The 26,234-nt window shown below is 51.9% G+C and carries 17 protein-coding genes; 10 read left to right on the top strand and 7 right to left on the bottom strand.

Annotated features, from left to right (window positions below):
• Positions 1 to 12: 12 nt before the first annotated feature.
• The 5 genes from SH302x_RS15770 to SH302x_RS15750 all read right to left on the bottom strand — a co-directional run bounded on the left by SH302x_RS15770 (position 13) and on the right by SH302x_RS15750 (position 7,729).
• Positions 13 to 1,302 (bottom strand): NADH:ubiquinone reductase (Na(+)-transporting) subunit B, encoded by a 1,290-nt coding sequence (locus SH302x_RS15770; RefSeq protein ID WP_479363356.1) that lies wholly within the window; start codon positions 1,300 to 1,302, stop codon positions 13 to 15.
• Between the two features lie 7 nt (positions 1,303 to 1,309).
• Positions 1,310 to 2,698 carry a Na(+)-translocating NADH-quinone reductase subunit A gene (locus SH302x_RS15765; RefSeq protein ID WP_479363355.1) on the bottom strand — a complete coding sequence of 463 codons (1,389 nt, stop codon included), beginning with the start codon at positions 2,696 to 2,698 and terminating at the stop codon, positions 1,310 to 1,312.
• 311 nt (positions 2,699 to 3,009) lie between these two features.
• Positions 3,010 to 3,450: a CBS domain-containing protein gene (locus tag SH302x_RS15760; RefSeq protein ID WP_479363354.1), complete on the bottom strand. Its 441-nt coding sequence runs from the start codon at positions 3,448 to 3,450 to the stop codon at positions 3,010 to 3,012.
• 640 nt (positions 3,451 to 4,090) lie between these two features.
• On the bottom strand, positions 4,091 to 5,359 hold the full coding sequence (locus SH302x_RS15755) for a radical SAM/SPASM domain-containing protein (RefSeq protein ID WP_479363353.1): 1,269 nt from the start codon (positions 5,357 to 5,359) through the stop codon (positions 4,091 to 4,093).
• A gap of 132 nt (positions 5,360 to 5,491) precedes the next feature.
• Positions 5,492 to 7,729 (bottom strand): efflux RND transporter permease subunit, encoded by a 2,238-nt coding sequence (locus tag SH302x_RS15750; RefSeq protein ID WP_479363352.1) that lies wholly within the window; start codon positions 7,727 to 7,729, stop codon positions 5,492 to 5,494.
• Between the two features lie 159 nt (positions 7,730 to 7,888).
• On the opposite strand from SH302x_RS15750, the gene SH302x_RS15745 reads away from it, so the two are divergent.
• From SH302x_RS15745 to SH302x_RS15735, 3 genes are read left to right on the top strand one after another with little or no spacing between them, the layout of a single operon-like run.
• Positions 7,889 to 8,680 carry a methyltransferase domain-containing protein gene (locus SH302x_RS15745; protein WP_479363351.1) on the top strand — a complete coding sequence of 264 codons (792 nt, stop codon included), beginning with the start codon at positions 7,889 to 7,891 and terminating at the stop codon, positions 8,678 to 8,680.
• Positions 8,677 to 9,870: an NAD(P)/FAD-dependent oxidoreductase gene (locus tag SH302x_RS15740; RefSeq protein WP_479363350.1), complete on the top strand. Its 1,194-nt coding sequence runs from the start codon at positions 8,677 to 8,679 to the stop codon at positions 9,868 to 9,870. Before SH302x_RS15745 ends, SH302x_RS15740 begins: the two co-directional genes overlap by 4 nt.
• Positions 9,867 to 11,078 (top strand): type III polyketide synthase, encoded by a 1,212-nt coding sequence (locus SH302x_RS15735; RefSeq protein WP_479363349.1) that lies wholly within the window; start codon positions 9,867 to 9,869, stop codon positions 11,076 to 11,078. Before SH302x_RS15740 ends, SH302x_RS15735 begins: the two co-directional genes overlap by 4 nt.
• Positions 11,079 to 11,142: 64 nt before the next feature.
• On the opposite strand, the gene SH302x_RS15730 is transcribed toward SH302x_RS15735, so the two are convergent.
• Together SH302x_RS15730 and tnpA are read right to left on the bottom strand one after the other, a co-directional pair.
• A complete protein-coding gene (locus SH302x_RS15730; RefSeq protein WP_479363348.1) occupies positions 11,143 to 13,587 on the bottom strand; it encodes a hypothetical protein in 2,445 nt (814 codons plus the stop codon).
• A gap of 912 nt (positions 13,588 to 14,499) precedes the next feature.
• A complete protein-coding gene (tnpA, locus tag SH302x_RS15725) occupies positions 14,500 to 14,952 on the bottom strand; it encodes an IS200/IS605 family transposase (protein ID WP_479363347.1) in 453 nt (150 codons plus the stop codon).
• A 382-nt stretch (positions 14,953 to 15,334) separates the two neighbouring features.
• On the opposite strand from tnpA, the gene SH302x_RS15720 reads away from it, so the two are divergent.
• The 7 genes from SH302x_RS15720 (at position 15,335) to SH302x_RS15690 (ending at position 26,226) form a co-directional block, all read left to right on the top strand.
• The gene (locus SH302x_RS15720) at positions 15,335 to 18,097 is read left to right on the top strand and encodes a protein kinase domain-containing protein (protein WP_479363346.1); all 2,763 of its coding nucleotides are present in this window, start codon (positions 15,335 to 15,337) and stop codon (positions 18,095 to 18,097) included.
• Between the two features lie 102 nt (positions 18,098 to 18,199).
• A complete protein-coding gene (locus SH302x_RS15715) occupies positions 18,200 to 19,663 on the top strand; it encodes an IS701 family transposase (RefSeq protein ID WP_479363345.1) in 1,464 nt (487 codons plus the stop codon).
• Positions 19,664 to 19,898: 235 nt separating this feature from the next.
• On the top strand, positions 19,899 to 20,807 hold the full coding sequence (locus tag SH302x_RS15710) for a WD40 repeat domain-containing protein (protein ID WP_479363344.1): 909 nt from the start codon (positions 19,899 to 19,901) through the stop codon (positions 20,805 to 20,807).
• Positions 20,808 to 20,822: 15 nt separating this feature from the next.
• Positions 20,823 to 21,785: a hypothetical protein gene (locus SH302x_RS15705; protein ID WP_479363343.1), complete on the top strand. Its 963-nt coding sequence runs from the start codon at positions 20,823 to 20,825 to the stop codon at positions 21,783 to 21,785.
• Positions 21,782 to 22,360 carry an ECF-type sigma factor gene (locus tag SH302x_RS15700; protein ID WP_479363342.1) on the top strand — a complete coding sequence of 193 codons (579 nt, stop codon included), beginning with the start codon at positions 21,782 to 21,784 and terminating at the stop codon, positions 22,358 to 22,360. The genes SH302x_RS15705 and SH302x_RS15700 overlap by 4 nt, the downstream gene beginning before the upstream one ends.
• Positions 22,361 to 22,694: 334 nt before the next feature.
• Positions 22,695 to 23,600, top strand: a complete 906-nt coding sequence (locus tag SH302x_RS15695) for a sugar phosphate isomerase/epimerase family protein (RefSeq protein WP_479363341.1) — start codon at positions 22,695 to 22,697, stop codon at positions 23,598 to 23,600.
• Complete coding sequence (locus tag SH302x_RS15690; protein WP_479363340.1) at positions 23,593 to 26,226, top strand: PVC-type heme-binding CxxCH protein; 2,634 nt, start codon at positions 23,593 to 23,595, stop codon at positions 26,224 to 26,226. The genes SH302x_RS15695 and SH302x_RS15690 overlap by 8 nt, the downstream gene beginning before the upstream one ends.
• The last annotated feature ends 8 nt before the right edge of the window (positions 26,227 to 26,234 follow it).

Raw genomic sequence — 26,234 nt, 5'->3', positions numbered from 1 at the left:
GAATCTTTTCGATCAGCGTGCATAGCGTGCAGCCCTCCGTTTCATGTTGGCTTGGACAACGCAGTAATCGATGAAAGGAGCAAAGACATTCGCGAACAAGATCGCCAACATAATGCCTTCCGGAAAAGCGGGATTTACTGTTCGAATCAGAATCGTCATGCCCCCGATCAATGCGCCAAAGAACCATTTGCCAGTCTCCGTCATCGACGCGCTCACTGGGTCAGTTGCCATAAACACGGTTCCAAACGCGAACCCTCCGATGACAAAATGCCAAGCTGGTGAGACACCGAACATCGCATTTGTTTCACTGCCTACTGCGTAGAAGATCGACGACACTCCCAACGCACCCAAGCAAACCGACAGCATGATCTTCCAAGAGCCGATGCCCGTTACGATTAAGATGGCCGCTCCGATCAAGCAACATAACGCACTGGTCTCGCCGATCGAACCGGGAATCGTGCCAATGAAAGCATCCATCCAAGTGTAGCTGCGCTCACCGCCGGTCGTCGCGATGTAACTGAGCGAATCGATCGGATTGGGATAATCGGCAACATTCGCGTTCGCCAGTTGACCAAGGATTGTCGCTCCTGAGTAGCCATCGACCTTCGCGGCTTCATTCACATAATTCGATGCAATCCACACATTCCCCGAGATATCAGCGGCATAGGCAAAGTACAGAAAGCAGCGAGCGGTTAGGGCTGGATTGAGAAAATTCCGTCCTGTGCCGCCAAAGATCTCTTTGCCAATCACCACCCCGAAAGCGATCCCCACAGCAACTTGCCATAGCGGAATGTCAGGTGGCAACGTCAACGGAAATAGTAAACCGGTAACCAGGAAGCCTTCGTTGACTTCGTGGCGACGCACGATACTAAAGATGACTTCGCAGATGCCGCCAGCGGTCATGCAAACGAGGTAGATCGGTAAAAAGTAGATCGCTCCCAGCACAAAGCAATCCAAGAAGCTTCCAGGATTATGCGCTAGGCCCAGCGTGCTGTGGATCGAGTGATGCCAATCAAACGCTGGTTCGATCCCTTTGGCGATCAAAGATGAAATAGCAAGATTGGATTGGTACCCTAAGTTCCACATGCCAAAGAGCGTGCACGGTATCAATGCCACGACGACCATCGTCATCATGCGCTTGAGATCTAGTGCGTCGCGGATATGTGTTAAGCCTTTGGTGACATAACCTGGTGTATATAAAAAAGTGTCGCCCGCTTCATACAATGGATGCAATTTTTCAAGCTTGCCTCCTTTAGCAAACCATGGTTCGACTCGATCCAACAAATTCCGAAGGAACTTCATAGGCGGACTATCCTTCTTGCTCAATAATAGACAGGTTATCGCGAAGGATACCGGGGTAATCGTACTTGCCGGGACAAACGAAAGTACACAGCCCCAGATCCTCTTCATCCAGTTCCAAACATCCCAACTCTTGAGCATGCGCCGTATCGCGGACGATCAAAGCTCGCAGCAACAAAGTGGGCAACAAATCCAGCGGCATAACCTTCTCATACGTCCCGATGGGCACCATGGCTCGCATGCTGCCTTCGTTGCTGGTTGTTAGATCAAATTGTTTTCTACCAGTCCATGCACCAGCAAAGGCACGCGTCGCAGAAAACTTGTCAAAGCCCGGCATCTGCCAGCCAAACAACTCGCGACGGTTTCCTTCCACCAAGCAGGACACTTGCAAATGATAGCGGCCTAAGAAGCTTGGATGCTCTTCCAACCTCCGACCACACAATACCGAACCCGACACAATTCGCGTGGTTAGCGAAGCAGCTTTATCATCATCAGCTCCTGCCGCTGCCGACTTCAGCTCACCGTCGGTCAGTTCAGGGATCGATGCACCCAAACGCGTTAAGATCAATCGCGGGTTAGCCACCGCTGGACCAGCCAGTGAAATGACCCGCGAGGGGTCGAGCCGACCTTCTAAGAAAGCGATCCCAATTGCGATCACATCTTGATAATTCAAATGCCAATTCGTTCGCAGCACGGAAGCCGGCTTCAAGAAATGCATGTGTGTCCCCACAAGTCCTGCAGGATGCGGCCCGCCAAACTCCGCCAGCTTGACTCCCTCTACACCTTCGCCCGGAGTACTGCTGCCCTTTGCGCGGCACAAAAACACTTCGCCATCAGTCAACTTGCGGATCGCGTTTAATCCTGCAGTGAAATTCGTTTCAGCCGCTCGTAAGATGGGCGCTGGATCCGCCGCTAATGGGTTGGTGTCCATTGCGTTGACAAAGATCGCCGCTGGTGTTGCATTGGGGCTTGGGATCTTGCCAAATGGACGCGTACGCAATGCAGGCCACAAGCCAGTTGCCACAATTCGTTCTACAACGCTTTGACGCGAAAGACTCGCTATCTGACTTGCAGTATATGATTCATGCTGCTCCACCGACTCAGAATCAGCAACATCAATCACCAAAGAAAGAAAGCGACGCTTCTCGCCACGATGGACCGCCGCCACTCGACCGCCGGCTGGTGCAACAAAGACCACACCTTCCGTCTGCTTGTCGAGCATAACCGGCTGCCCCAATTTCACTTCATCTCCCTCTGAGACCAGAAGCGTTGGACGTAAGCCATGATAATCGCTACCCACCAAAGCGACCTGACGGACCGCTCTCTCATCGATCTGCTGAGCTGGTTGCCCCGCAATCGGTATGGTGAGTCCTTTCGATACTTCAAACCGTTCGACCATAGTTCGACTTCGATTCGTTAGTCAGAAATGGATATCGCTGATGACGCTGGGGTCATTCTACAAAAATTCACGACAGCGGTACTACCGCTTCCCAATTTTCTTGCACGTTCACGAACATGCAGTCGCTTTGAGTTGACACATCGTGCGGTCACGCACGATTCGATGGTCGACAACGCCGACCAAGCTCAACTTGCCATCCACGAACCCCTGCCGCTGCGCATTCCGACCGTTCACAGTAACGGCTCGCATGCGGACGTAGCGACAAGGTGTTCGAGATTAATAGACCATTCCAGGTCCCAGACCTAGTCCATTTAAGACAAGTCTTGGCCTTGCTGGATGTAAACCTTCATGTAGTGGTTCTCGACGGCCAAGATATCGAACTGCGATTTCACAACATCGCCAATCGAGATCATGCCAGCCAGTTGGCCTTTATCAATAATGGGGAGATGCCGCACACAATGGCTGGTCATTTTGCCCATGACCTCGGACACTTCGTCTTGCGGTGTGCCCACGACAATCTCAGTCGTCATAAAATCGCGCACGATCAATTCGCTCAGTGGGCATTCATATACGGCCATCGTCCGCAGAATATCCCGTTCGGTGATGATGCCCAAAACGGACTCGTCTTCACAGACCATAAGAGAACCAACATTGAATTTGACAAGACGATCGACGACATCTGCCAGCGATGCATCCGGCGAAATCTGATACACAGAATCGCCTTTGGCGCGGAGAATATCCTGAACGTACATAGAACCACCTCAGCTAATTGACGTTGCGAAACCCAACAAACGTACCGACGGTGAGCATCCTTGAAAAACAAGCCGATTTAGCAAACCTGCGACGAAATCGAGCTCAGCTCGTTCGGGATCGTAAGGCTTCATTCAGGAGCGACAAAGTGATTCTAACCACCGTAGCAGGTGGATTCAATCAGGGGTACGGAAAAAATCTTCGTTTTGGTTTAACCGCGCGGGCAACGCCCCGCGTTGGTGGTGGCGGCCAGTAGTAACGCGGCCCGCTGGGCACGCGGTTAAACGAAAACGATGCTAGATCATCTGGTGAGTGGGCGTTGGCTATGGTGCTCCCTCCCCGGACGCTCGCGGAACTCGCGGCCGACCCTCCCGAAACGGGAGGGTGAAGAAGATCGCGGACGGCTGCTGTTTGTAGTACCGCCTTCAGGCGGAATCTTTGTATGTTTTTTTGAACGTCTGTCCGGCTAAAGCCGGGACTACGAACTACGACCGGCTGAAGCCGGGACTACGAACTAAGACCGGCTGAAGCCGGGACTACGAACTAAGAACTCGCGGCCGACCCTCCCGAAACGGGAGGTTAAAGAAGAACGCATACGCCTGCTGCAAGCGATTTAACGAAAGCGATGCTAGATCAATGACGCTAAACCGAGACCGGCTCGGGTTCTGCCGACGGACGACTGGCTTCCGGGTCCACCCAGTCGTCCGGCGTGAAATGTCGAGTGTACGCGCCATAGTCATGAAAGGCATACCACTTGGCCAATCGATAGGCCCAAGACTTCTCTGGGATCTCGTTGCCTGGAACATACTGCGAGCGTCGCGGCTGAGTTGCCGCCAACTCTTGCATCACCGTTTGCCGTTGCGTAGTATCGCGAGCGCCATGACGCTGTGCTAACTCCAATAGAAGATCCGGCCGCTCCAATACAACACAGCCTCGGGTTTGACTGGCTACTGTCTCACGGAAATCGCGCAAGAAAGCACTCTCGTTAAACACCGCCTTCATCGATTGGTCATCGTGAATCGATTCGGTCGCTAACTGAATGATCGGACAAGGCTCGACATGTCCACCCGGGCCGATGTGATGCGTAAAACCAGTTACCGCCGGGCAGAGTGCTTGGCCATTCCCGTCATGATAAGCGTCCACGACAATGATCGGCTTCTTCACTCGCGTCTCAACGACGAAACGTCGCACGCGTTGCAGTTGCTCGGTATCCAGCGCCAGCTCCGGCGACGCTTCCGGTCCAACGACGCGATAGACATGGAACCAACAATACATGACTCCCATCTCAATCAGTCGATCGACCCAACGTTCATTCAACAGGTCATCGATGTTCGTTTTGCAAACGCTGGTACATACGCCGGTCATGACCTTGTTGTTTAAGCAGTTCTGCAGCCCCTCCATGGTCTTGCTTAGCACATTCAGCTTGCCTCGTCGCGTGTCGCTGACGATCTCGCTGCCTTCCACGCTGATCAGTGGCGTCACATTGCCGAACTTACGCAGTTGTTTGGCGACATCGTCGGTGATGAAGTGCCCATTGGTGAACACTTGGAAGTACGCGTCTGGGTGCGACCCTAAGATCTCTAGCAAATCTTTGTGCATAAAGGGCTCGCCACCCAAAATCCCAAAGAACGCATTGCCCATCGCTTTCGCTTCGTTGATCAATCGATTGGCCGCGTCCAACTCAATCTTGGTTTGCTTGCCTGCAACATCGACCCAGCACCCTTGGCAACGGAGGTTACAACTGTTGATAATGGAGATGTACAAGAACGGTGGAAAGAACTCACCGGCCTTCAATCGCTTTTTGTGCTTCTGCACACTGCGCAAGCCACGCCAGCCTGCTTGATAAGCGAGCTTCCAGAGCAAGCGTTTATCGGTCTCAACCAGCAGTCTTTTTGCAAATCGAAGGTACATGGGGGATTTTGAAAGGTTGTTCAGGTATCAGCTTGGGGCACAACGAAACTTACGCCTCGTTCCCAACATTGTACCGCTAGGCAGTCTCCTCGCAAAACCCGCCAAAGCGGCAAAATGAAAATTCAATCGCAATTACCACCATTTTCGAACGTATGCCCGAATCGGTAACGCGACTTTGCCATAAGCGATCAGCAAAGCGGGGAGAAACAACAAATCCCCGACAATCGCCAACACCAGCATGCAAATCATCAAGATCGCAAAGCGTTGCGTTGGGATAAAATCCGCGAACATGAACGGCAGCATGGCGGCGCAGCAAATCAAAGTGGTCTCTAACATCGCTGGCGCACAATGATGATACGCATGCACTACAGCGTTGTGTATTGACATCCCCTTTTTCTTCCCGCGACTAAACCAACTGACATAGTGCAACGTGTCGTCCACCGCAATGCCCAACGCCACACTCGCAGTCAGCAAGCTGGCAATGTCAATTCGAACTCCCAGCAGCCCCATCGTTCCAAATACCAACGTGATGGGTAAGATATTAGGGATCATCAACAGCAGGCCAACGCTGACGCTGCGTGCGATCACCATCATGACCGGTGTAATGAGTAGAAAGGCGGTCATGAAGCTGCGCGACATATCTCCAATGAGTAGCAGTTGTGCTTCATGAGCGATCGGTGACAAGCCAGTCACGATTAACTCCTGCGGCGCGTTGGGCTGGGCGGCATACTTGTCCAAAGTCGCTGCCGCCCTCTGGCGGACTTGCCGGATGAAATGCCCATAGTCTTCGTTCAAGGCTGTGAACTTGCAAGTGATCCGCCAGATATGTTTTTCGTTTTCGATCGCTAGCCAGCCTTGATCGACCAACTCTGGCAAATGGCTCTCCAGTCGCTTCTCATAAGCAGCCCGTGAAGCGGTCGCTCGGATACCTCGGGTGTTCGGTACCGGCGGTAGAAAGTCTGCCGCGGAAAGTGTTCCGCCAATATCGTCAAGCGAACGCAGCGAATGCTCCACGCTTGTTAACCAGCGAACTTGCTGTAACAAATCGTTCGCTCCAGCGTCGAACAGCAGCAGCACTTCGATCGCTACAATGGGGCCTATGCGATCTTCGACCCATGCCATCCCTTTCACAGTCGGACTATCTTTTGGGAACATGCGATCAAATTTCGTAGTTGCCGATAATTGCATCGCGCCCCAGGCTGTGACGGCAAGGCATCCACCACCAATCATGACCAATGGCCAACAGAACCTTTCAACGAAGCCAGCGAACTGATGGTATGGTCGATCGCGCTGACAAGGTTCCAAACCTGCTGGCTCAAACTCCGTCGCCCGGAATTGCCTTTTCAGTAGCTTGTCTGCTAGAAAAGGAAAAACTGCAAGGGCCGTCAGCGTAGATAGCCCAAGTGCAGCGGCCGCATAGAATCCAAAGGAAGAGACAGGCCCAAGCTCGCTGACCATCAGCGAACCCATGCCTAGCATGGTTGTCAAACTGGCAAGTGCAGTCGGCTGAAGGCCAACCAGCAACGCTCGCGGGCCGCGGTGATGCGCATGAGGGACATCGCGATAGTAGTTGACCAAATGGACTGCAGACGAAAGCGTCAGCATGAAGACCAAGGTAGGCAGTACGATCATCACCGCACTGAACTCACCACCTGTGTAGTAAACGAGAGCTGCGGCAAGCATTTGACCAATGCCCGCTAAGATAAAAACTAACAGGCTCGCTCGCCATTTTCCTAACGCAGCGATGGCTACCACGATCGCTGCTAGCGTCGACGGGGGAACTAAATATCTTAAGCTACGATCTCCTGCGCGATCGACCGAAACCTCTTCAAACAAGGTACCGATCATAATGATCTGGTCTCGTTGTAGCCCTTTCACACGGGCACCAACTTCATAAATTAAATCGATCGTTTCAGGCCCCTGATCAGTCCCTGCGTGTGCGATCTCGATTACCAAGCAAGCCGTGCCATCGGGACCCATCAAGAAGCCACCAACGCGCTGCTCGGCCTGCAAACGTGATAGGGATAGAGGGGGGCTAGTAAGGCGTTCTAGTACGGAGTCGGTTGTTTCGACTTTAGCAAATACAGGTTCATCAACACTTGCATTTCGAGCCAAGAGCAGTTGTTGAAACTCCGCCAATCTCGGATCTCCTAAAACACAGCCATCCCAAGAGACCAAGACAAACTGGTCGTCGCCAAACCAGCGAAGAAAATTTTCATATTCCGATCGATGAGCATGATGGCTGGGAATCCAATCATGCACTCGGGCAGCTCCACTGCGGATTGACAATGCGCCCCAAAGGATCAGTGGCAGCGCGAAAAGCACAAACACGGCGGCGAAAGTTGAGTAGCGATCAATCTGTCGAAGCACGAACCTAACTTTCTTCTACATCCAATGAATGTCGTAATCTACAATGTATGCGCACCAACCAAGACGCTCAAATCGTTGATCAACACCACGGATTCTCCGAAGGTTCTCTAAAATGCCCGGAATATTCATTGCCGCGAGCTGCAAAGCATGCGAAAATGCATGTTCATCGGTCTATTTATAATCCTCTTTATCGGCTTAATGCAACACCGCAACCTTGTCCCAGAGTTAATGGATGATCCCGCGCTGGACCCGCAAGAACACCAGCGTGCCTTGTCTGGACTGCGCCGCGTGAATTTCTGGAGTGGCACATCGAGCCGGATTGCTCGCACGATTGCACGCCATGCTCCGGACACTCAACCTTTACGCGTTTTGGATCTAGGTTGTGGTGGTGGCGACGTGACCTTCGGCGTTTGGCGGCAGTTGAATTCGCTGGTCGAATCCTGTCATGTCCAAGGCTGGGACATGAGCGAAACGGCGATCCAATTTGCGAGAGCTCAATCGCAAACCAAGAGCGGTGATGCGACGTTGACGTTTCATGTGCATCAAGCGATCGAAGGGCTGCTGGAGATTGATGACCAGTTCGATTTTATCTATTGCAGTTTATTCCTGCATCATCTGAGCGACGAGCAGTCGATCCAATTGCTGACGGCGATGAAGCGTCGCGCTACCTGCGGTGTGATCGTTGATGACCTTCAGCGAACAAGGATTGGCTATGGACTAGCTAAGTTTGGGTGCTATGTCTTATCTCGATCCAAGATCGTGCATTTTGATGGTCCGCAGTCGGTGCGAGCGGCATACACGTTGCATGAAGTTTCTAGTTTAGCAAAAGCGGCTGGGATGGAGTCGATCAAGCTATCGTCGCATTGGCCTCAGCGATTCACGTTGTTGTACTTGCACGATAATCCTCGACGCGGCATGACAAACGATGCAGCGAAGGCTTCGACACAATGATTCAGCTAACTCAGAGCGCCACATCTGCGCAGCAATCCGCAACCGATTTCCACCAGCAACAGTTTGATTGCGTGGTCATCGGCGCTGGCGTAGCGGGCTCATTGGCGGCATTGCTTCTCTGCCGCGATGGTTATTCTGTTCTGCAGGTCGAAGCCAAAGCGTTTCCGCGCGACAAGGTGTGTGGCAGTTGTTTGAATCAACGAGGTCAGAATGTACTGAGACGAGTTGGCTTATTCGAACGACTGCTTGCATGCGGTGGAGCGGAGATTGACATGATGGAATTGCACCTGCAAGCAAAAAAGTTTCGCTGGAAGATCCCGACGATGATTTCGACGCAGCGAAGTACGCTCGATGCGATGCTGGTTCAAGAGGTGCAATTGGCTGGCGGAGTCTTTTTGGATAGCACTCGGGCAACTGTTTTACCAATCACTGAACCAGAAGATAGTTCAACGCGTAAAGTGGAATTACGTGGCAATGAACAAGCAGTAGCATTCGTAAAAGCGCGGTTGGTTTTAGTGGCAGACGGGCTGACGCAATCCAGTTTGACGAAACTGCCCGAATTTCAATCCGAGGTTTGCTCCACCGCCCACATCGGTGTCCACGCGCTACTACAGCCGCGAAATATTCCACAGGAATTACAAAATCAGTTGACCATGGTGGTTTCGGACAATGGATATGTCGGACTTGCTCCCGTTGAGGGCCATCGATTCGATTTGGCAGCCGCGATTGCTCCAAAAAGTTTGGCCGAGGGGCAAAAGGTTTGGCAAGTGGTGCATCACATTTTACGCAACAACCACATCGAGTTGATGGCAGAGGACTTGGCTGGCTGCAAATGGTTAGCCACGCCCCCATTGACGCGGAAGTCCACGCGCTGCGGTTCAACTCGATTGCTTCTGCTGGGTGATTCGCTGGGTTACGTCGAGCCTTTTACCGGCGAAGGCATGTCGTGGGCATTGAGGTCTGCGGAATTAGTACACAAGGTTGCACCGCAGGCCATTGGGAATTGGTCCGACGCATTCATCGGTCAGTGGCAATCGGAACTGCATCAATCCTTATTTCGGAAACAGTGGTTTTGCACTCAGTTCTCGCGACTGCTGCGCCGGCCATTCCAAGCGAAAATCCTAGCTCAAGTTGCGGATCATGTTCCCATGATTCGCAATTGGGCCATACAGAAAGTGAGCGCCCAGTGACCCATCTTCAGATCGCGATTCCTGTACGCGAAGATCGATTACAGGCCCACATTGTTGGGCTAGGGACAGCGTTACCCAGCTATGCGATCACTCAAGACGAGGCTTGCTTGTTCGCTCGCAACGCGGGACTGACCTTGCGGTATCGCAAAGCGCTGGAGATGCTTTACAAGCAGTCCGGAGTGATGCAGCGTTTCAGCGTGTTGATTGAGCATGGCGAGGATACGCCGCTGATGGATCGCCAATCGTTCTTTCCTGTCATCCCCCAGGACGCCGACGCGCAGCAGCGCCAGCGGCTTGCGCCTTCGACCAGCCAACGCATGGCCGCTTATCGAAAGTATGCACCAGCTCTGGCAATTCAAGCGAGCCAACGAGCGATCGCGGCTAGCGGAGTTGTTCCAGCGGCGATCACTCATTTAATCACCGTCTCTTGCAGTGGTTTTGCAGCGCCGGGAGTTGACTTTGAAATGATCACGGCCCTTGGACTTTCCCCTGATGTCCAACGTACGCATGTTGGATTTATGGGATGCCACGCAAGCTTAAATGCAATGCGCGTTGGGCGGGCAATATGTGAATCGCAACCGGAAGCGACGGTGTTGATCTGTTCGGTAGAGTTGTGCACGATCCATCAACAGTATACCGATGATCCTCAGCAACTCGTGGCCAACTCTTTGTTTGCTGACGGTGCGGCTGCAGTTGTGATGCAAGCGACTACCCTGCCCGAGGATGCCGATCAGGCAGAGGATGTAACGCAGAACGCTACGTCTAGCCCAGCTTGGTACGTTCTGGATAATGCATCGAGCGTGCTGGAAGAGACGCGTGAGATGATGAGCTGGCATGTGGGAGACTTTGGATTTGAAATGGGACTTTCGCCCAAGGTGCCTGAGGTGATCAAAGAGCGATTGCAGGACTGGCTGGGGTCGTGGTTGGCCAAGCACGATCTGTTGATCGATGACATCGCCAACTGGATTGTGCATCCTGGTGGTCCGAGAATTTTGAGCGCTGTCGTCGAGAGTTTGTCGTTGACCGAATCGACACTAACAGCGTCATGGCATGTGCTGCGGCAATGCGGGAACATGTCGTCGCCCACCGTATTTTTCATCATGGAAGAATTAGCTGCTAGTGCAAAGGAAGGCCCTACTGTCATGCTGGGCTTTGGGCCGGGACTGACAGTAGAAGCATGCCTCATGCACTGCAGCGTAACCGATTGAGTTTGACTGCTTGAGGTTTGTCGACGATCGCTCCGCACTCCTTGACGTTCTGAAGAGCGATCTCTCAGCGGAAGATACTTGCCAGCGAATCGAGATCAGCAAAAACGTTGTCGGCAGTTGCAGATTCGTTTCGCTGGTTAGGAGCATTCTTAAGCTGCTTTCCAGTGAATAATGGCTTTTGTGATGACGCTGAGTCTGATCGCAACTTAGACGATTTCATAGAGCCGTCAGCTTGCTTTGCGGTGACGCCGCCCGATGACACCAGCATCGAAGCGGGTTCGTCAAGGACGCTTCGGTGTGCTGTTAGCAAGCCAGAAGCACTTTGAACAGTGACGGGAATGGCTTGGTAATTGGCAGTCGCATTGGAAGACGTGGGAGTCAGAGGATTTGTCCATTGTTCCGCAACCGCGATATCGCTGACAGCCACTGCTGCTGTGGCCGGGATTAGGTTAGTACTGCTTCCAACGGCTGGTGGATCGGCGATTCCTTGAGGATTGCCATTCCCGCTCGACAATGCAAACCAAGCAGCTGCTGATTGGCTGCCCGAGTTTCGACTGCGAGCGTTGGTATATTCGTAGACGCGATCGGTGCCGTTATCGACGATCCAAATACTTTGGCTTGCTCCTGAGGGATCGATGGTAAGACCAGTCGGTTTCGAATTCACTGAAGCGATCGTCCAGCTTCCGACCAGCGCTCCGGTCATCGTGTATTTAAAGACTTTATCGGTAGTACTATCGTTGACTACCCATATGTGTGTTCCATCAGTTACAAGATCTTTGGGACTGAGGTTGCCGCTGTTGAGTGCGAAGTTGCTCGCTGCGTTTTGGCTTCCAGACAATCGACTGGCTGCGTTGGCATAGCGATAGACACGATCTTGCCGAGCGTCAACCAACCAGACATCGGTCCCGTTGGTCGTGATCCCTTCGATCGTCGCATTGGAAGCCACCGAGCCAGCAGTCCATGAACCTAGTAACACGCCGCTATCGTTATAGATGTAGACTTTCTTGTTCGCATCGACGACCCAAACTTTGTCACCCGCCACCGTGCTAGCCGCTCCACGTGGCGCTGTATTTCCGCTACCCAAGCCATAGTTTTCAACGGCTGTGCCATCAGCGGCATACTCAAACGTACGATCCGCGCTGGCATCATCGACGACGTAGAATTTTGTCGCTGGCATTGCTTTTAGTTTCAATAGAAACGCCCCCGGCTTTAACACGCTATGAACTTGGGTTGGATGCGGATCAAAATCAAAGGCCGCCGACGCCGACAATCCAGATAGCAGCACTCCACCATTTCCATCTGGTGAAATTTGCCCAACCGTATCGATGCTTTGCCCACCTACGATTCCAGCCCATGTAATATTTCCAGTCTGATCAAGGGTCATGATCCAAACGTCATTGCTGCCCATTCCAGATAATGAAATCCCGCTTACTGGATTGAAACCACTTACGCCAGTAATTCCTGTTGCAATAAATCCATTATCCACGCCGATCAGCGAGCTACTTGTGAAGGATCCAACATTCAAGTTTACTATCTCAAGAGCACCAGTTGTTTCATTAAATGTCGCGAAGAAGTTTCGGGATGCTTGCTCAGATGGTAATGAGTATACGCTGTTACTGTGTTCAAATCGCACCTGACCACCGTACGCACCAACAATGGTGATGGATCCATTACTGCCTACTGCCAATGAGTTAACAATAATAGTCGAAGCGGGTACTGCGGATGTGTCAGCGATAAACGAATTAGCCCATTGAAATTCTCCATCTGCAGAAATCTTAGTAAGGAATCGATTGTTTGATGATGATGAACCTGTTACGAGGAAATCTCCTTGCCCCAAATTAAGATCGACCGTTCCTTTAAAAATACCAGAGGCATATAAATCACCATTTGAATCGCGAACAAGTTCACTTGCAGTAGCATTTGTCGGAAACTGCGATGTCCAAACCATGTTCCCGTGCGCATCGAATTGAAACAGACTGGAAGTCGTTATCCGCGGAGTGTTAAGAGTTGAGCTACTAGAGATTACAGTAGTATTGCCATTGTCATCGACGACGATTTGGCTGGTGTTTTCATCATGGACCGTCCCCCAACCTGAAGTCCACTGGAAATTACCATTCGGGTCAATCTTTGTGACAAACGAGTCTTTTGATCCTTGAGACGTTAGTGAGCTTCCACCGAAATCTGCAGTGGCTGCGAAGTTTCCTGTAAGCAAGATATTTCCTGCTTGGTCAGTTGCCATTCGAAGTATCGAGTCATCCGAGTTGCGAGTCGAGTCGCCTCCCATCCTACGCGCCCATAGAAATTGACCGGCTGGTCCGTACTTGGCGATGAACGCGTCCCCCGCTCCGCGAGCCGTCAGAATATCGGCAGAATCTGCATGAACAGCGTGTCTGTCGAAATCAGTAGTTCCTTCAAAAATGCCGCCCAGATACATATTGCCAGAAGAATCTGAGACAACTGCATGTCCATAGGACTTACCAATGGGCCAATTGCTTTCTGTGGTGATCACAGAATCAAATGCTAAGCCAGCGAACAAATCGCGATTTTCGAGTTGCTCTGTGCGAAGTACTCGGCTGAAGGGTTGCCTTTGCAGCTTCGTTGTTGACGGTGAATTAGATCGACCTGTTCCGCCTGAACCCTTGCTCCTCACAGCGTTCAGCACTGCCGCGACTTTCGATGTTGACCGGTGAAACATACCTGAGATCCTTGTGCCTGATTGAGTTGCGCGGGCAGACGCTTGCGGACTGACAATTCTCAATGCAAGAAACAGCCGTAAACCGTCCAGAGAAAAACCGACATCGTTGAGGTTTGCATTTGTGACAAATGATCTGCCTCAACACTACGGGCGCACAAATCGACTGGCTTGTCTCATGGAATATTCATAACATTCAGAAATGTAGAAACGCCACCGCACAGGTTTGGTCGAGAAAATCATCCATTCAGATTTGCCTTCGGCCCTGAAAGGGCCATTCCTATCCAGGCGATCGAAATTGAACACGGTCTTTCAGGCCTTAATGAATCTGGGTGGACCAACAACCCAGGCCGTTGGCCTGGGCTGGTAGAGACCGGCCTTTCAGGCCGAAAACCAATATTCTCCGGCCCTGAAAGGGCCGTTCTGTCAGCCCAGGCCAAAGGCCTGGGTTTACGATTTACATAATGATCATCCGGCCCTGTAGGGGCCGTTCCTATCCAGGCGATCGAAATTGAGCACGGCCTTTCAGGCCTTAATGAATCTGGGTGGACCAACAACCCAGGCCTTTGGGCCTGGGCTGGTAGAGACCGGCCTTTCAGGCCGAAAACCAATATCCTCCGGCCCTGAAGGGGCCGTTCTGTCAGCCCAGGCCGAAGGCCTGGGTTTACGGATCACATGATGACCGTTCGGCCCTGTAGGGGCCGTTCATTCGTTGGACGCGGTTAAGGTTCAATCCCACAAATATCGTTCATCCCATTCGATTTCGTATTTCTTGAGCCACTCTCGTAACTCATCTTGAAACGATTGTTTGGCATGATGCTCGGGCTGGCGGCGAATGTAATCTCTGACCGCCTCAACATTGGATTGGCTCACTGAAAATGCGGCGTATCCGCCTTGCCAATGAAACTCTTCTGAGAGCTCTCTCGTGCTATTAATCCAAGAAGACGCTGACGACTTGATCTTACCTACGGCGTCAGCAATGGTCACAGTCCGCCCCAACTGAAACAATAGATGCACATGATCGGCTACGCCGCCAACGATCAACGATTGGCATTGAACACTATTGGTTGCTCCGCCCAATATCGAAAACAATTCTTCCCGCCAAGCGTCCGCTAAGTTGTTTTCTCGATTCTTTGTTGAAAAAACGAGATGGATATAGATTTTGGCAAGCGATTGCGACATAAAATTCCTCTTGTGGTCAGGGAAATGATGATCGTGTCTGAGAATGACGACCCAATTTTAATCCCCCCCAACAGACATATGCAATTGAGACGGCCTTTCAGGCCTCATTTATTCCGGGGGATCCAACAACCCAGGCCTTTGGCCTGGGCTGAAATAGCCCGGCCTTTCAGGCCTAAATCAAATGGCTTAACTCGATGGCGATTTTCGAAATTTTGTTCCGATTTCCTATCCCCATCAACGCGTCATCGTGCGATAAACGTCGGGCCTTGTGGCTTTCAAACAAATTTGATGCTTTTCTCCTAATCCCATGCGACAATCGGCAATAGTCTTACGCCCTAAAGCATGGACACTCTTTCTTAACCTACCTGCCGGATGATTGATCGTGCCAGAAGACACCCCCTCGGTCCCGAATGAAAAAGACCTACTCCTGGCAATGCTCGAACTGCCAACGGCGGAGCGAAGTTCCTACTTACAAAAAGCTTGCCAAGGGGACCGCGACCTGAAAAGCCGTGTCGAAAATCTACTGGCCAACGTCAATAATACGGGCAGCTTCATGGCCAATCCCGCGGTGGATCTCAACGTCACTACGCCAATGGATGCGATTGACGTTGGCTGTCAGATCGATCGCTACCGGCTTATGGAGCAAATAGGCGAAGGCGGCATGGGGGTGGTTTATGTCGCCGAGCAGACCGAACCGGTACGACGCAAAGTTGCGCTAAAGGTTATCAAGCCCGGAATGGATTCCAAAGCGGTCATCGCTCGCTTCGAAGCCGAGCGTCAAGCACTCGCTATGATGGAACATCCCAACATCGCCCGAGTCTTCGACGCAGGGACAACGCAACAGAAACTTCCCTACTTTGTGATGGAACTGGTCCGTGGATTTCCCATCACTAAATATTGCGACCATTCGAAAGCAACCATTGCAGAGCGGCTTAGACTTTTCATCGATGTCTGCAGCGCTGTTCAACATGCGCATCAAAAGGGGATCATTCACCGCGATCTAAAGCCGCCGAATATCTTAGTAACATTGCACGATGGCAAGCCTGTCGTCAAAGTCATTGACTTCGGCGTTGCGAAAGCACTTCATCAGAGCCTTTCGCAGCACACAGTCTACACCACGTTTAATCAAGTCGTAGGTACACCGCTTTATATGAGCCCCGAACAACTCGAGTTAAGCGGTTTAGACATCGATACACGTACTGACATTTATTCGTTGGGAGTCTTGTTGTACGAGTTAGTCTCAGGCGTTACTCCCTTTGACCGTGATCGGCTGTTGAAGTCTGGCTTCGACGAAATGAGACGGATTATCCGTGAAGAAGATCCGCCTCGGCCGAGCCATCGTGTAACAACAATGCCCAAAGCCGCACTATCTACGGTCGCAGAAAGTCGCGGCTTGGACCAGCGGGAAATATCAAAGGCCATTGCGAACGAGATCGATTGGATCGCGCTGAAGGCGCTCGCGAAAGATCGCAGACGCCGGTATGGTACAGCGTCGGAATTCGCGGCTGACATTCAGCGGTTTCTCGATAACGCGCCAGTGCACGCTTGCCCGCCTTCAATCTGGTATTCGACCAAGAAGACTATGTATAAGTACCGTGGAGCACTGACTTCACTTGCTCTTCTGTTTGTTGCGCTTATGGTCGGGACCGTAGTGAGTGTCGCACAAGCAATCCGCGCCACGAATGCCGAGCGTGAAGTCGAGCAGAAGCTACAGGAGGTGACAATTGAGCAGTCAAACACTCGCGACGCCCTAGTCAAAGTGCAAGCTGCGGAAATCGAGCAGCAAAAGCTTCGCAGCCAAGCGGAACAAGCCGCGGCGCAAGCTCGAATGGCAGCAACTATCGAGAAAGATTTGCGGCAACAAGCTGAGTCGGCGATTCGGGAGTCGCAGTGGAATCTCTATGCAGCGAATCTGGCGGCCATGCAGACGGCGCTCAAGGAACGCAGCTTCGGAAGGCTCTCTACGTTATTGGAAAACAGTTCACCTGAAGCAGGTGAGGTCGATTTTCGCGGTTGGGAATGGTACTACATGAAACAACGTGTAGAGGCTGCTAATCAAGTTTTGCATATTCGAGAGGTAAGCAATGCTAATCCATGGGGTGGCTTCAGTCCTGATGGGCGTGAAATTGCTATCTCAACTGCTCAGGGTTCAATTGATATCTGGGATGCAAAAACGCTGACGAAACTTCGACAATTGGAGTGCCAAGGACACATTGTAAAAGCCGCTTGGTCGCCAAACGGCGATCACATCGCTGTAGGTACGGATAAAACTGAGTTGTTCGTGATCAATAGCCGCAACGGGCAATTGGTGTGGCGATGTCAACCTTTGGAAACACGCCCTTCACAAATGGATGGGGCCAGGATTGGCGGACTGTGCTGGAACGCCGACAACGATCGTATTGCTATTGGAACTCGCTATGGTGATATCGCAATTGTGAATATTGCAAATCGGACGACAGAAGTCGTATACTCGGTGGAAGGAGAAAACTATCTAGGTGATTTAGATTGGCATCCGCATGAAGAGCGTATTCTCGCAAGTATGCGGTTCGGCAAACGCCTGATATTCAATTTGTCCGACAAATCGAAAGCCAATTTAATCTCCCAAGGCCTCGAAGTTGGAAATGCCGCAGTTTGGAATCCGTCGGGAAAATTGCTAGCAACCTCGGAAGGCATAAATATCCGGATCGCAACCGACCACGGCGAGGATGTCGCCACTTTCACAGGCCATGTCTCTACCGTTACGGATTTGGCTTGGGTCAATGAGCGGCATCTGCTGTCGTCATCGCAGGATGGTTCGATTCGAATGTGGGATGTTAACGAAACATCGGAGCAGCAATGTTGGCACGTGTCGGATGCTCCGGTCTACTCCGTAGCGGTCGATCCAGCCGGTGATCGCTTTGTCATTGGTTCCACTAGGGATGTCAAAATACTTCGCCAAGGTTCGGTTGGGACAGAGTTGCGTGCACAGATACCGGATGAAGATGGTGAGCTATCGGTGCAACATCACGCAAAGAACAGCGTCACCCAACTGCACTGGTCCCCAGACAATTCCAAGATCTACGCTGCCGGCGAAGTTATGCACGGTAGTTGGGTAGGAGGCATGTGCGCTCTATTTAACACCATTTCGTTACGACCTGCACTTTAGGGAATCTCATCAATCAAGTCGAGGATTGATCTTGCCACGAAAAAGGCCCTTCGGGAAATTGGAGGTTACCACACCAAACCAATCATCCACAAAGGGCCAAGGATGGCTAAGCGTAAACACTCCGGCAGACCTCCACAAGCTCAACATGCTGCGAAATCCACGTCGTCTCAACACGACAAACGGCAGAGGTTGGTTACGGCCAATCCGAATCGTCAATCCACTGAAGCTGCCAGCGTGCCACTGCTGGGCGGTATAGCCACACTCACTACCGCCATGAGCAGCTTGCTGGACAAGCGAATCGCGTTCCGGCTGCCGATTGTTGTTGCCGGAGCTTTGCTGGCCGGAGGTCGCCGGACGGCCGCCAGTTGGTTTCGATGTGCGGGTGTCAAAGACGATTGGGATCGCTTTTATGAACTGCTTCAATCCGTCGGCAAGAACGCCGCTGCGTTGGCGTTTGCGGTTCTTGGGGTAATCCTCAGAAAGTTTGATCCTGGTGAAAAAGGTTACTGGACGATGGCCATCGACGATTCGCCAACCAGACGATTTGGGCCATGCGTGGAGGCGGCCAACATTCACCACAATCCGACTCCTGGCCCGGGTGATGGAGACTGGCTCTACGGACACAACTGGGTCTGCTTGGCGATGCTGATAAGCCGTCCGCTGTTTGGCATAATCGCGCTGCCCATATTGTCGATGTTGTACGTTCGCGAAGTTGACATCACCAAGCTGAAACAGCGATATGAATGGGAATTTCGCACTAAACACGAACTCGCCTTGGAGCTCTGCCGAAAAGTGATGCGGACCCTTAGAGCCCTGGGAAGCAAGGCTGGGTTCATCGTCGTGTTCGACGGAGCGTATGCAGCGATGGTGTTGATCCGACCGCTGATTGCCGAAGGGGCGATCATAGTGACGAGGCTGCGTAGTGACGCCAAGCTGTTTGAGCTTCCCGTGAACAAAACCGGACAGCGTGGTCGGCCTCGCAAATACGGCAAGAACCGTATCAGCCTCAAAAAGCGAGCGACTAATCGTCGAGGTTGGAAAACGATTAGCTACTGTTGTCGCGGCGTTATGGTCGAGCGTCGCTACAAGACATTTTTGGCGACAAGCCAAGTTGTGGGTGGGACAGTTCGAGTGGTACTGCTGGAATACACCAGGGGTAATTGGGCGGCGTACGTTAGCACTGACGCTTTGATGAGCGTCGAGATGATTCTGAAGACAGCGTCGGATCGGTGGGCGATCGAAGAGCATTTTCATGACGTCAAAGAAATCTGGGGTGCAGGTGAGCAACAAGTTCGTAACGTGTGGTCGAGCATTGGCTGCTGGAACCTGTGCGGATGGTTGTATACACTGGTTGAATTGGAGTGTTGGGATCACACGAGTGAACAACTGGTGGACCGAAGCGATCGTCCATGGGACAATCCAACTCGCCGTCCTTCGCACAATGACCGCCGGCGAGGAATAGCCCGGAAAATGCTGCGCGAAGTATTTTTGAGAGATCTCCAATCTGCCGCCGATCCATCAAAAATACGCGACCGATTCGAAAGACTCTTGGCCCTAGCGGCATAAGCCTAGCACGCTATTCCAACAATCCCCTAAAGTGCAGTTACGACCATTGAACGTTACAAATACCGGATTCTGTAAAGGGTTGGTATGGGATCTCGATTCACCGTTCATTCTGCGGGCAAGTAATAGAAACTACCTACAGGTAGATGACCCATATACCGGTATTGAATTACAAAAAATGCCATGTCAACTTTTTTCCGAGTCGAGGGCAGTCTGGAGTCCCAGTCGAAAGTTAGTGATGACTTATAACAATCGCCGACCACCACTGCTCAGAAACGGAGCAACCGGAGAAGTGATCTGCGAATGGCCGGAGGATATTAACGATGGCATGGCCAAGGGGGCTTGGGATTCGTCCGAAACTCGATTTGTATCTGCAAGCTACGGCCGGACGACGCTTCTTAGAATTGATGGGTCATATTTAAAAACGTCTGACGACACTTTGAACGGCATTACTGCCATCGGTTGGCACCCATCAGGGCAAATCGTCGCGTTAGGAAACCAGTACGGTGAAATCTGGATTCGCGATGGTCAGTCGCTTTCGACGATTGTAAAATTGTCAGGGCATCGAGCTTTTATCAACGGCCTGGACTTTTCGCCAGACGGCAGGAGATTAGCCTCTGCTAGTTCTGATGGAACCGTGAGGATTTGGGATGTCGCCACCGGTAATGAACTCATCCAATTAAATTCATCAAGTATCAGTTTAACAGCAGTCCAATGGAGTCCTGATGGTCAACAATTGGCTGCCGGTACATCAGATCGAGCGGTAATCATATTCGGTCCTCCCGGTATGGCGATCCCGATTACCGATAGCGATATTCCAACGCACGGCAAGGTATACCAACACTTTCAGAAGCAAGATGCCGCAGACGAGTTTGAGCGACCGGTCACAACGTTTGCTTGGCGTGAGCCGTTGCAAGAACTTCGTAAAATGCTTGATGGAGTTACTCAACCTTGTCCAACAACGCTTGCGAGTGAGATCCGAAGTTGGATCAAACCAGCTATTACATCTGAAGAGCAGTTCGAAGCTTATCTGGCCGCCGCCAACTGCATGATCGACGGTCATTTGGAAGAATGCGTCGCCCTGCAGTTGGGCAATACGTGCCTGGAAGTGTTGAACGAACACTCCGAGATTCTCGAAGCCAAATAAGCGATACGATTGGAGTTGGATATTCGTTACCACCTTTGCCACCGACTGTCAAAGTCAGACAACATACTGCGAGCACGCGAAGCTTTTGCAGCCGCTAGGCAAACACTGGCTCGATTTGCCGGGGAGTTTGAGCAAAGTCCTGAGGACTGGCGAAGACGCGTAGCGCTGGAAACGCTACTGGTCGACGCTGAAGTAAACTACTATATCGATCAGCTTAAAAAGGATGAACACTATATAACAACCGAAGAATTGCGAGCGAGCGTGCATGGCTACCAAACATTTCTGACATCGGTGCCATCAGGGATCATGCCATTTAATGCGGGCTTTGACTCACGTACGACAGCGAATGCTTGGTTCAGCAGCATCACGGAGGAACAGCTACAAAATGGTGTCGTCCCGACCTTCCAGCAAGAGTGGATCGAAGGCTTTGATAAGGATATTAAAAATCAAGTCAGTGGACACCAACCGTATTATCTAAAGGCATTGGCCTTTCTGGTCGTGGGGAACCGACAGGGATATGAGGAATTATGCCGCACAATCCTCGATAAATTTGCCGAAACATCGAATCCAGTTGAAGCTCGTTTTAGTGCGTGGACGACTTGTCTAGCGCCCACAGCGGTTTCAGACTACTCGCCTGCCTTAGATCTTTATCAACGACTGCATCTGGACGACACGATTGGTGTCGAGTTGGGTGCTTTGCTTTATCGTGCAGGAGAGGTTGAACGGGCCCGAGACGAGCTGCTGAAAATCGCTGAAAGCGAAACGCCAAACTTTTCGCCCGCGTATGTTTGGTATTTCTTGGCGATGTGCGAAGCTACGCTGGGGAACGCGGATATCGCAACTCAGTGGGCACGACGGGCAGATGCAATCGTCACAGAAGAACTTCGTACGCCTACTAGCTCTCCCTGGAATCGAACCGCCACTCTTCGCTTATTGCAAACCGAAACATTGCAGGTCCTGGAAGGATCGAACGAATGAGCGCCAGTCAAGATTCATCCATGGCCTGCGTTACCCACATTTTGAATCGCATCGAATCGGGTGATGGCGAGGCGGCGGGCGAACTGTTTCCGCTGGTTTATGATGAGTTGCGAAGACTCGCTAAGCGACATTTGTCCAATGAAAAAGAAGGACATACGCTGCAACCGACCGCGCTGGTCAACGAAGTCTATTTAAAACTCGTCGGCCTAAACCAGATACTTGAATACGAGTCACGTCGCGGGTTCTTCTTGGCAGCTTCCGAAGCGATGCGGCATATCTTAGTCGATTCCGCTCGACGAAAGCTTGCCCTCAAACGCGGCGGAACTGCCAAACGCGAACAGCTTGAACTAGACCAAATTCACATTCAACGACCTGATGAACTACTCGATGTACATGGTGCCTTAGAGTCCTTGACCGCAAAAGACCCACAGTGCGCCGAACTGGTCAAGCTGCATTACTTCGGCGGCTACAGCCTAGCAGAAGCAGGTGAGCTTCTTGGCATTTCTCGTGCAACTGCGAATCGCTGGTGGACTTACGCCAAAGCGTTCTTGAAAGTTCAATTGCGCAACGACTGATCACCGTTGCACACAAGCCCGGTCAGCTACGCTATCATAAACGGCCTAGCCGGGATTGCTTCACCATCCTGCGGGAGGGATCGGCCGCGAGTACCACGAGCGACCGGGGAGGGCAGCTAAGTTCGCAGTCCCGACTTTAGGCGGTCTCGGTTCGTAGTCCCGCATTTAGGCGGTCTTCGTTCGTAGCCCCACCGTTAGGCGGTCTTCGTTTGAGTTTTCCGCAAGCGTGTCCGGCTAAAGCCGCTATAACGACAATAGTTGAACGGTATTTCGCTTAATCGTTAGCTATTGACGTTCTCAAGATACCAACTTCCTCAATTTTGGAGAAAAAATCATGAGCCGGCGTCAATTTATCGCGACCACCGCCGCATCGGCGATACTTGCTGCAGGGATGGCACATTGTGCGAAAGTCGCTGTCGCCAGTCCTGTCAACTTGAATGAAGACAATTTCATTCGTCTGTCCCTAGCTACCATCTGCACCGATGGATTTGGGAATCAGCACCATGAGCCAGCCTTTGAGCTGATTCCGCAAACTGGAATTCAAAACGTCGAATTCAATCTTTGGTACCCAGACCAACTGACTCCGAGCTATGTAGAGCGCCTGCTCACCCGCTGCGAGCTGAAGAAGTTGACGCCAATCTGCGTACAAGGAACTTCTTTTGGCGGTGTAGGCCGAGATGGAATCATCAAGGATCTTTCGCATAAGCTATGGCTAATGCAAATTGCAAAGAAGCTTGGCTGCAACCGTATCAAGTGCACTGGATCAAAGCGGGACACCAATGGCGGCCTAGAATCGGTGATTGCGGTTTGCAAGGAGCTAGCGCCAGTTGCCGAAGAGATGGGCATGTTGGTTCTGCTGGAAAACCATGCCGACAATGTGCTGGAAAACGTCGCAGACTTTGACACAATCTTCAACCAGATCGATTCGCCAAACGTCGGACTCTGCCTTGATACCGGGCATTTTGAAGGGGCGGGTATTGCGTTAGGCGACATTATGGATCGCTTTTACTCACGGACTCTTCATGTAGACTTGAAGGACTGTCACGAATTTGGCAAGGGACACAATACAGTAGTCTTCGGACAAGGCTCAACCGACTTTGATCGCTTCCTTTCGAAACTGATCGCAACCGGTTATCACGGATACTTAGTGATCGAAATGGCGTGGGCTGAGCCTAAACCGCCGATCGTCGAAAACTTAATCAAAGCACGCAAACAGTTTGAAGGGTATACACGTGGCTAAACACACAAATTGGCTGTCTGCGAAATTCTTCCTATCCTACATGCTCACAATCGCTCTGAGCATGTTTGTTCCAGAGGGCGACAGTTTCGCTGACCAAATCGCAATGCCCCAAATTAGCGACGATCGTTTGCAGATCACACTGCTGGCAGAAGAACCTGAAATCGTCACGCCGATTGGAGTGGCTTGTGATCCGCAGGGATGTTTGTTCGTACTTGAATCGCATACGCATCTGCCGGAAAGCGACTATGCTGGCCCGAAATTTGATCGTATCAAGTTGTTTAGAGACACCAATGGCGATGGTGTTGCCAACGAAGTAAGCGTCTATGCCGACGGGTTTTATCAAGGCATGAATTTGGCCTTCTCGCCTGCTGGCACGCTGCATTTAGTGACCTCCAAACAAGTCATCTCTCTTCCCGACAGCAATGCCGATGGCGTCTGCGATGCAACCGAGCGGCAGGTGCTGGTCCAGCTAGATACCGAGCAAAGCTATGCTCATAGCCAGTTGCTAGGACTGACCTTCGCTCATGATGGCTTCATGTATGTTTCACGCGGAAATGTGGGCGGTTACCGTTACACATGGCGCGGGTCCGATGGCTCTAAAGTCGAAGGCTATGCCGAAGGCGGGGATATCATCCGTTGTCGAGGAGATGGCTCTCAGGTAGAACGCTTCGCTCAAGGCTTCTGGAATCCCTTTGATCTGCGATTCGATCGCTATGGGCGACTGCTGTGTGTTGACAACGATCCTGACTCTCGAGGCCCCAACCGATTACTGCACATTATTCGCGGTGGTGATTATGGATTCCGCTCGCGGTACGGCGCTTCGGGACTGCATCCTTATAACGCGTGGGACGGTGAGTTGCCGGGAACACTGCCGATGGTCGTCGGAGTGGGCGAGGCTCCGAGCGCTGTGATGGATTTAAGCTTGAGTGGCCTGCCCTCAGATTATCGAAGCACGATCGCAATCACAGTATGGGGCGAGCACAATGTGAGCCTCGTGCAGACCGAAGAAAAGGGCGTCTCCATCAGCGGGAAAGCTAAACCGTGGATTGAAGGTGGCGAGGATTTTCGTCCAGTTGGTTTGGCCCATGGCCCTGATGGCAGCATCTACATCACCGACTGGATGCTGAAAGATTATCCTAATCACGGACGCGGACGAATCTGGAAGGTCTCACGAAGACCAGAGTTCGTCGGAATGGAACCCACGCCCCTTTTTACTGCTCCGCTTGCTAGTGTTGGTTCCGATCGATTGCAGCAGATCGAGAACGCTGGGTCGCTAGAGATGCTTGAAATGGCTGCAGCCGATGACGATCCTTTTGTTCGCGCGGCGGCAATCACAACGCTTTCGAACTCAGATTGGATTCATAAAGCAGACGGCTTGCTTGCGTCGCAATCACCCCGCGTGCGCTCGGCCGCTCTGATTGCCATTTGCCTGCAAGAATCTAGTCAATGGCAAGAAGTTATTCCTCAGGCGCTGGACGATAATGACGAGGACCTACAGATCGTAGCCTTGATGTGCATTGGCGATCGCGTTGCCAAGCAATACATTGAAAAGATTGACCAAACGATTCAGCGTGAAGCGGTGACGCCGAGACTGTTTGAGGTTTGGCTCGCGACCAAACAGATACTGCTTTCCGATGTCGATCAAGCCTATGCACGAAACGAACGCGGTTTTAACATCCGTCGTGACGTTCCGGCGAGCTTGCTGAAAGCGATTGCGTTCGACGAAACGCTGCCTTCATCGCTGCGCGCCATAGCACTTGCCCGCATGACGCACTCACCCAGCGATACCCTGCAATCCCTGCTCTTGCGACTGGCTTCAGACGCCAGCGGCCCCCTGCAGACTGAAGCGATACGCAGTTTGGCAAGCGTCGTCACACCAACAGCAAGCAGTCAACTTGCAGCGATCGCTCTCAATGCCGAGAACGCAAATGTTGTTCGGGCAGAAGCGCTGGCGGCACTGTCACACCAACCGCAACAGATTCCAGCCGAACTTTGTGAACTGCTCGATTCCAGCGACCGGTTAATTGGCTTGCAAGCAGCCAGGACTCTCAAGCAAGCGTCCTCAAGACCTGAGATTGCCGCTGGAATGACGCGTACGGCAGTTCCTTCTAGTGCGCTTGCGGAGATTATTGCACACGATGAAGTTCAAGCCGATAAGTTATCACAATTGTCGCTTGAGCAGTGGCAGGAGAAACTATCAATTGGAGGAGATCCGGCGGCTGGTGAACGGCTATTTCACACTGCTGGCGTGACTTGCATTCAATGTCATCGCGTTAATGGTCGAGGCGGTATAGTTGGGCCGGATTTATCCGTCGTCGGACGTACTGCCAATCGATCACAGTTGATTCATTCGATCGTCCGACCTGCGGATGACATTGCGCCTCAGTTTCAAGGCTGGATGGTCATGACTGTAGCTGGGGAAATCATTACCGGATTGCAGGGCCATCTCAGGACGGGTGGGTCGGTTAGCATTATCGATTTGAACGGACAGACGCGAAACATTCCCGGCAAAGATGTCGAGGAGTTTGCCGCCATGAAAAAATCACTCATGCCAGACGACTTGGCAAGCAAGATGCCAGTTGCTGACATGCTTGATCTGATCGCTTGGCTCGAAACGTTGCGGTGACCAGATGT

The organism is Njordella calcicola, assembly GCF_056494125.1.
Note: the sequence above shows the minus strand (reverse complement) of the source record. Positions and strands in the feature narration are given on the sequence as shown.

Excerpts from the sequence above, each read along its gene's own strand:
- SH302x_RS15715 (WP_479363345.1), top strand. The coding sequence starts at position 18,200 with ATGGCTAAGCGTAAACACTCCGGCAGACCTCCACAAGCTCAACATGCT.
- SH302x_RS15760 (WP_479363354.1), bottom strand. The coding sequence starts at position 3,450 with ATGTACGTTCAGGATATTCTCCGCGCCAAAGGCGATTCTGTGTATCAG.
- SH302x_RS15700 (WP_479363342.1), top strand. The coding sequence starts at position 21,782 with ATGAGCGCCAGTCAAGATTCATCCATGGCCTGCGTTACCCACATTTTG.
- SH302x_RS15740 (WP_479363350.1), top strand. The coding sequence starts at position 8,677 with ATGATTCAGCTAACTCAGAGCGCCACATCTGCGCAGCAATCCGCAACC.
- SH302x_RS15745 (WP_479363351.1), top strand. The coding sequence starts at position 7,889 with ATGTTCATCGGTCTATTTATAATCCTCTTTATCGGCTTAATGCAACAC.
- SH302x_RS15770 (WP_479363356.1), bottom strand. The coding sequence starts at position 1,302 with ATGAAGTTCCTTCGGAATTTGTTGGATCGAGTCGAACCATGGTTTGCT.
- SH302x_RS15755 (WP_479363353.1), bottom strand. The coding sequence starts at position 5,359 with ATGTACCTTCGATTTGCAAAAAGACTGCTGGTTGAGACCGATAAACGC.
- tnpA (WP_479363347.1), bottom strand. The coding sequence starts at position 14,952 with ATGTCGCAATCGCTTGCCAAAATCTATATCCATCTCGTTTTTTCAACA.
- SH302x_RS15710 (WP_479363344.1), top strand. The coding sequence starts at position 19,899 with ATGACTTATAACAATCGCCGACCACCACTGCTCAGAAACGGAGCAACC.
- SH302x_RS15695 (WP_479363341.1), top strand. The coding sequence starts at position 22,695 with ATGAGCCGGCGTCAATTTATCGCGACCACCGCCGCATCGGCGATACTT.
- SH302x_RS15765 (WP_479363355.1), bottom strand. The coding sequence starts at position 2,698 with ATGGTCGAACGGTTTGAAGTATCGAAAGGACTCACCATACCGATTGCG.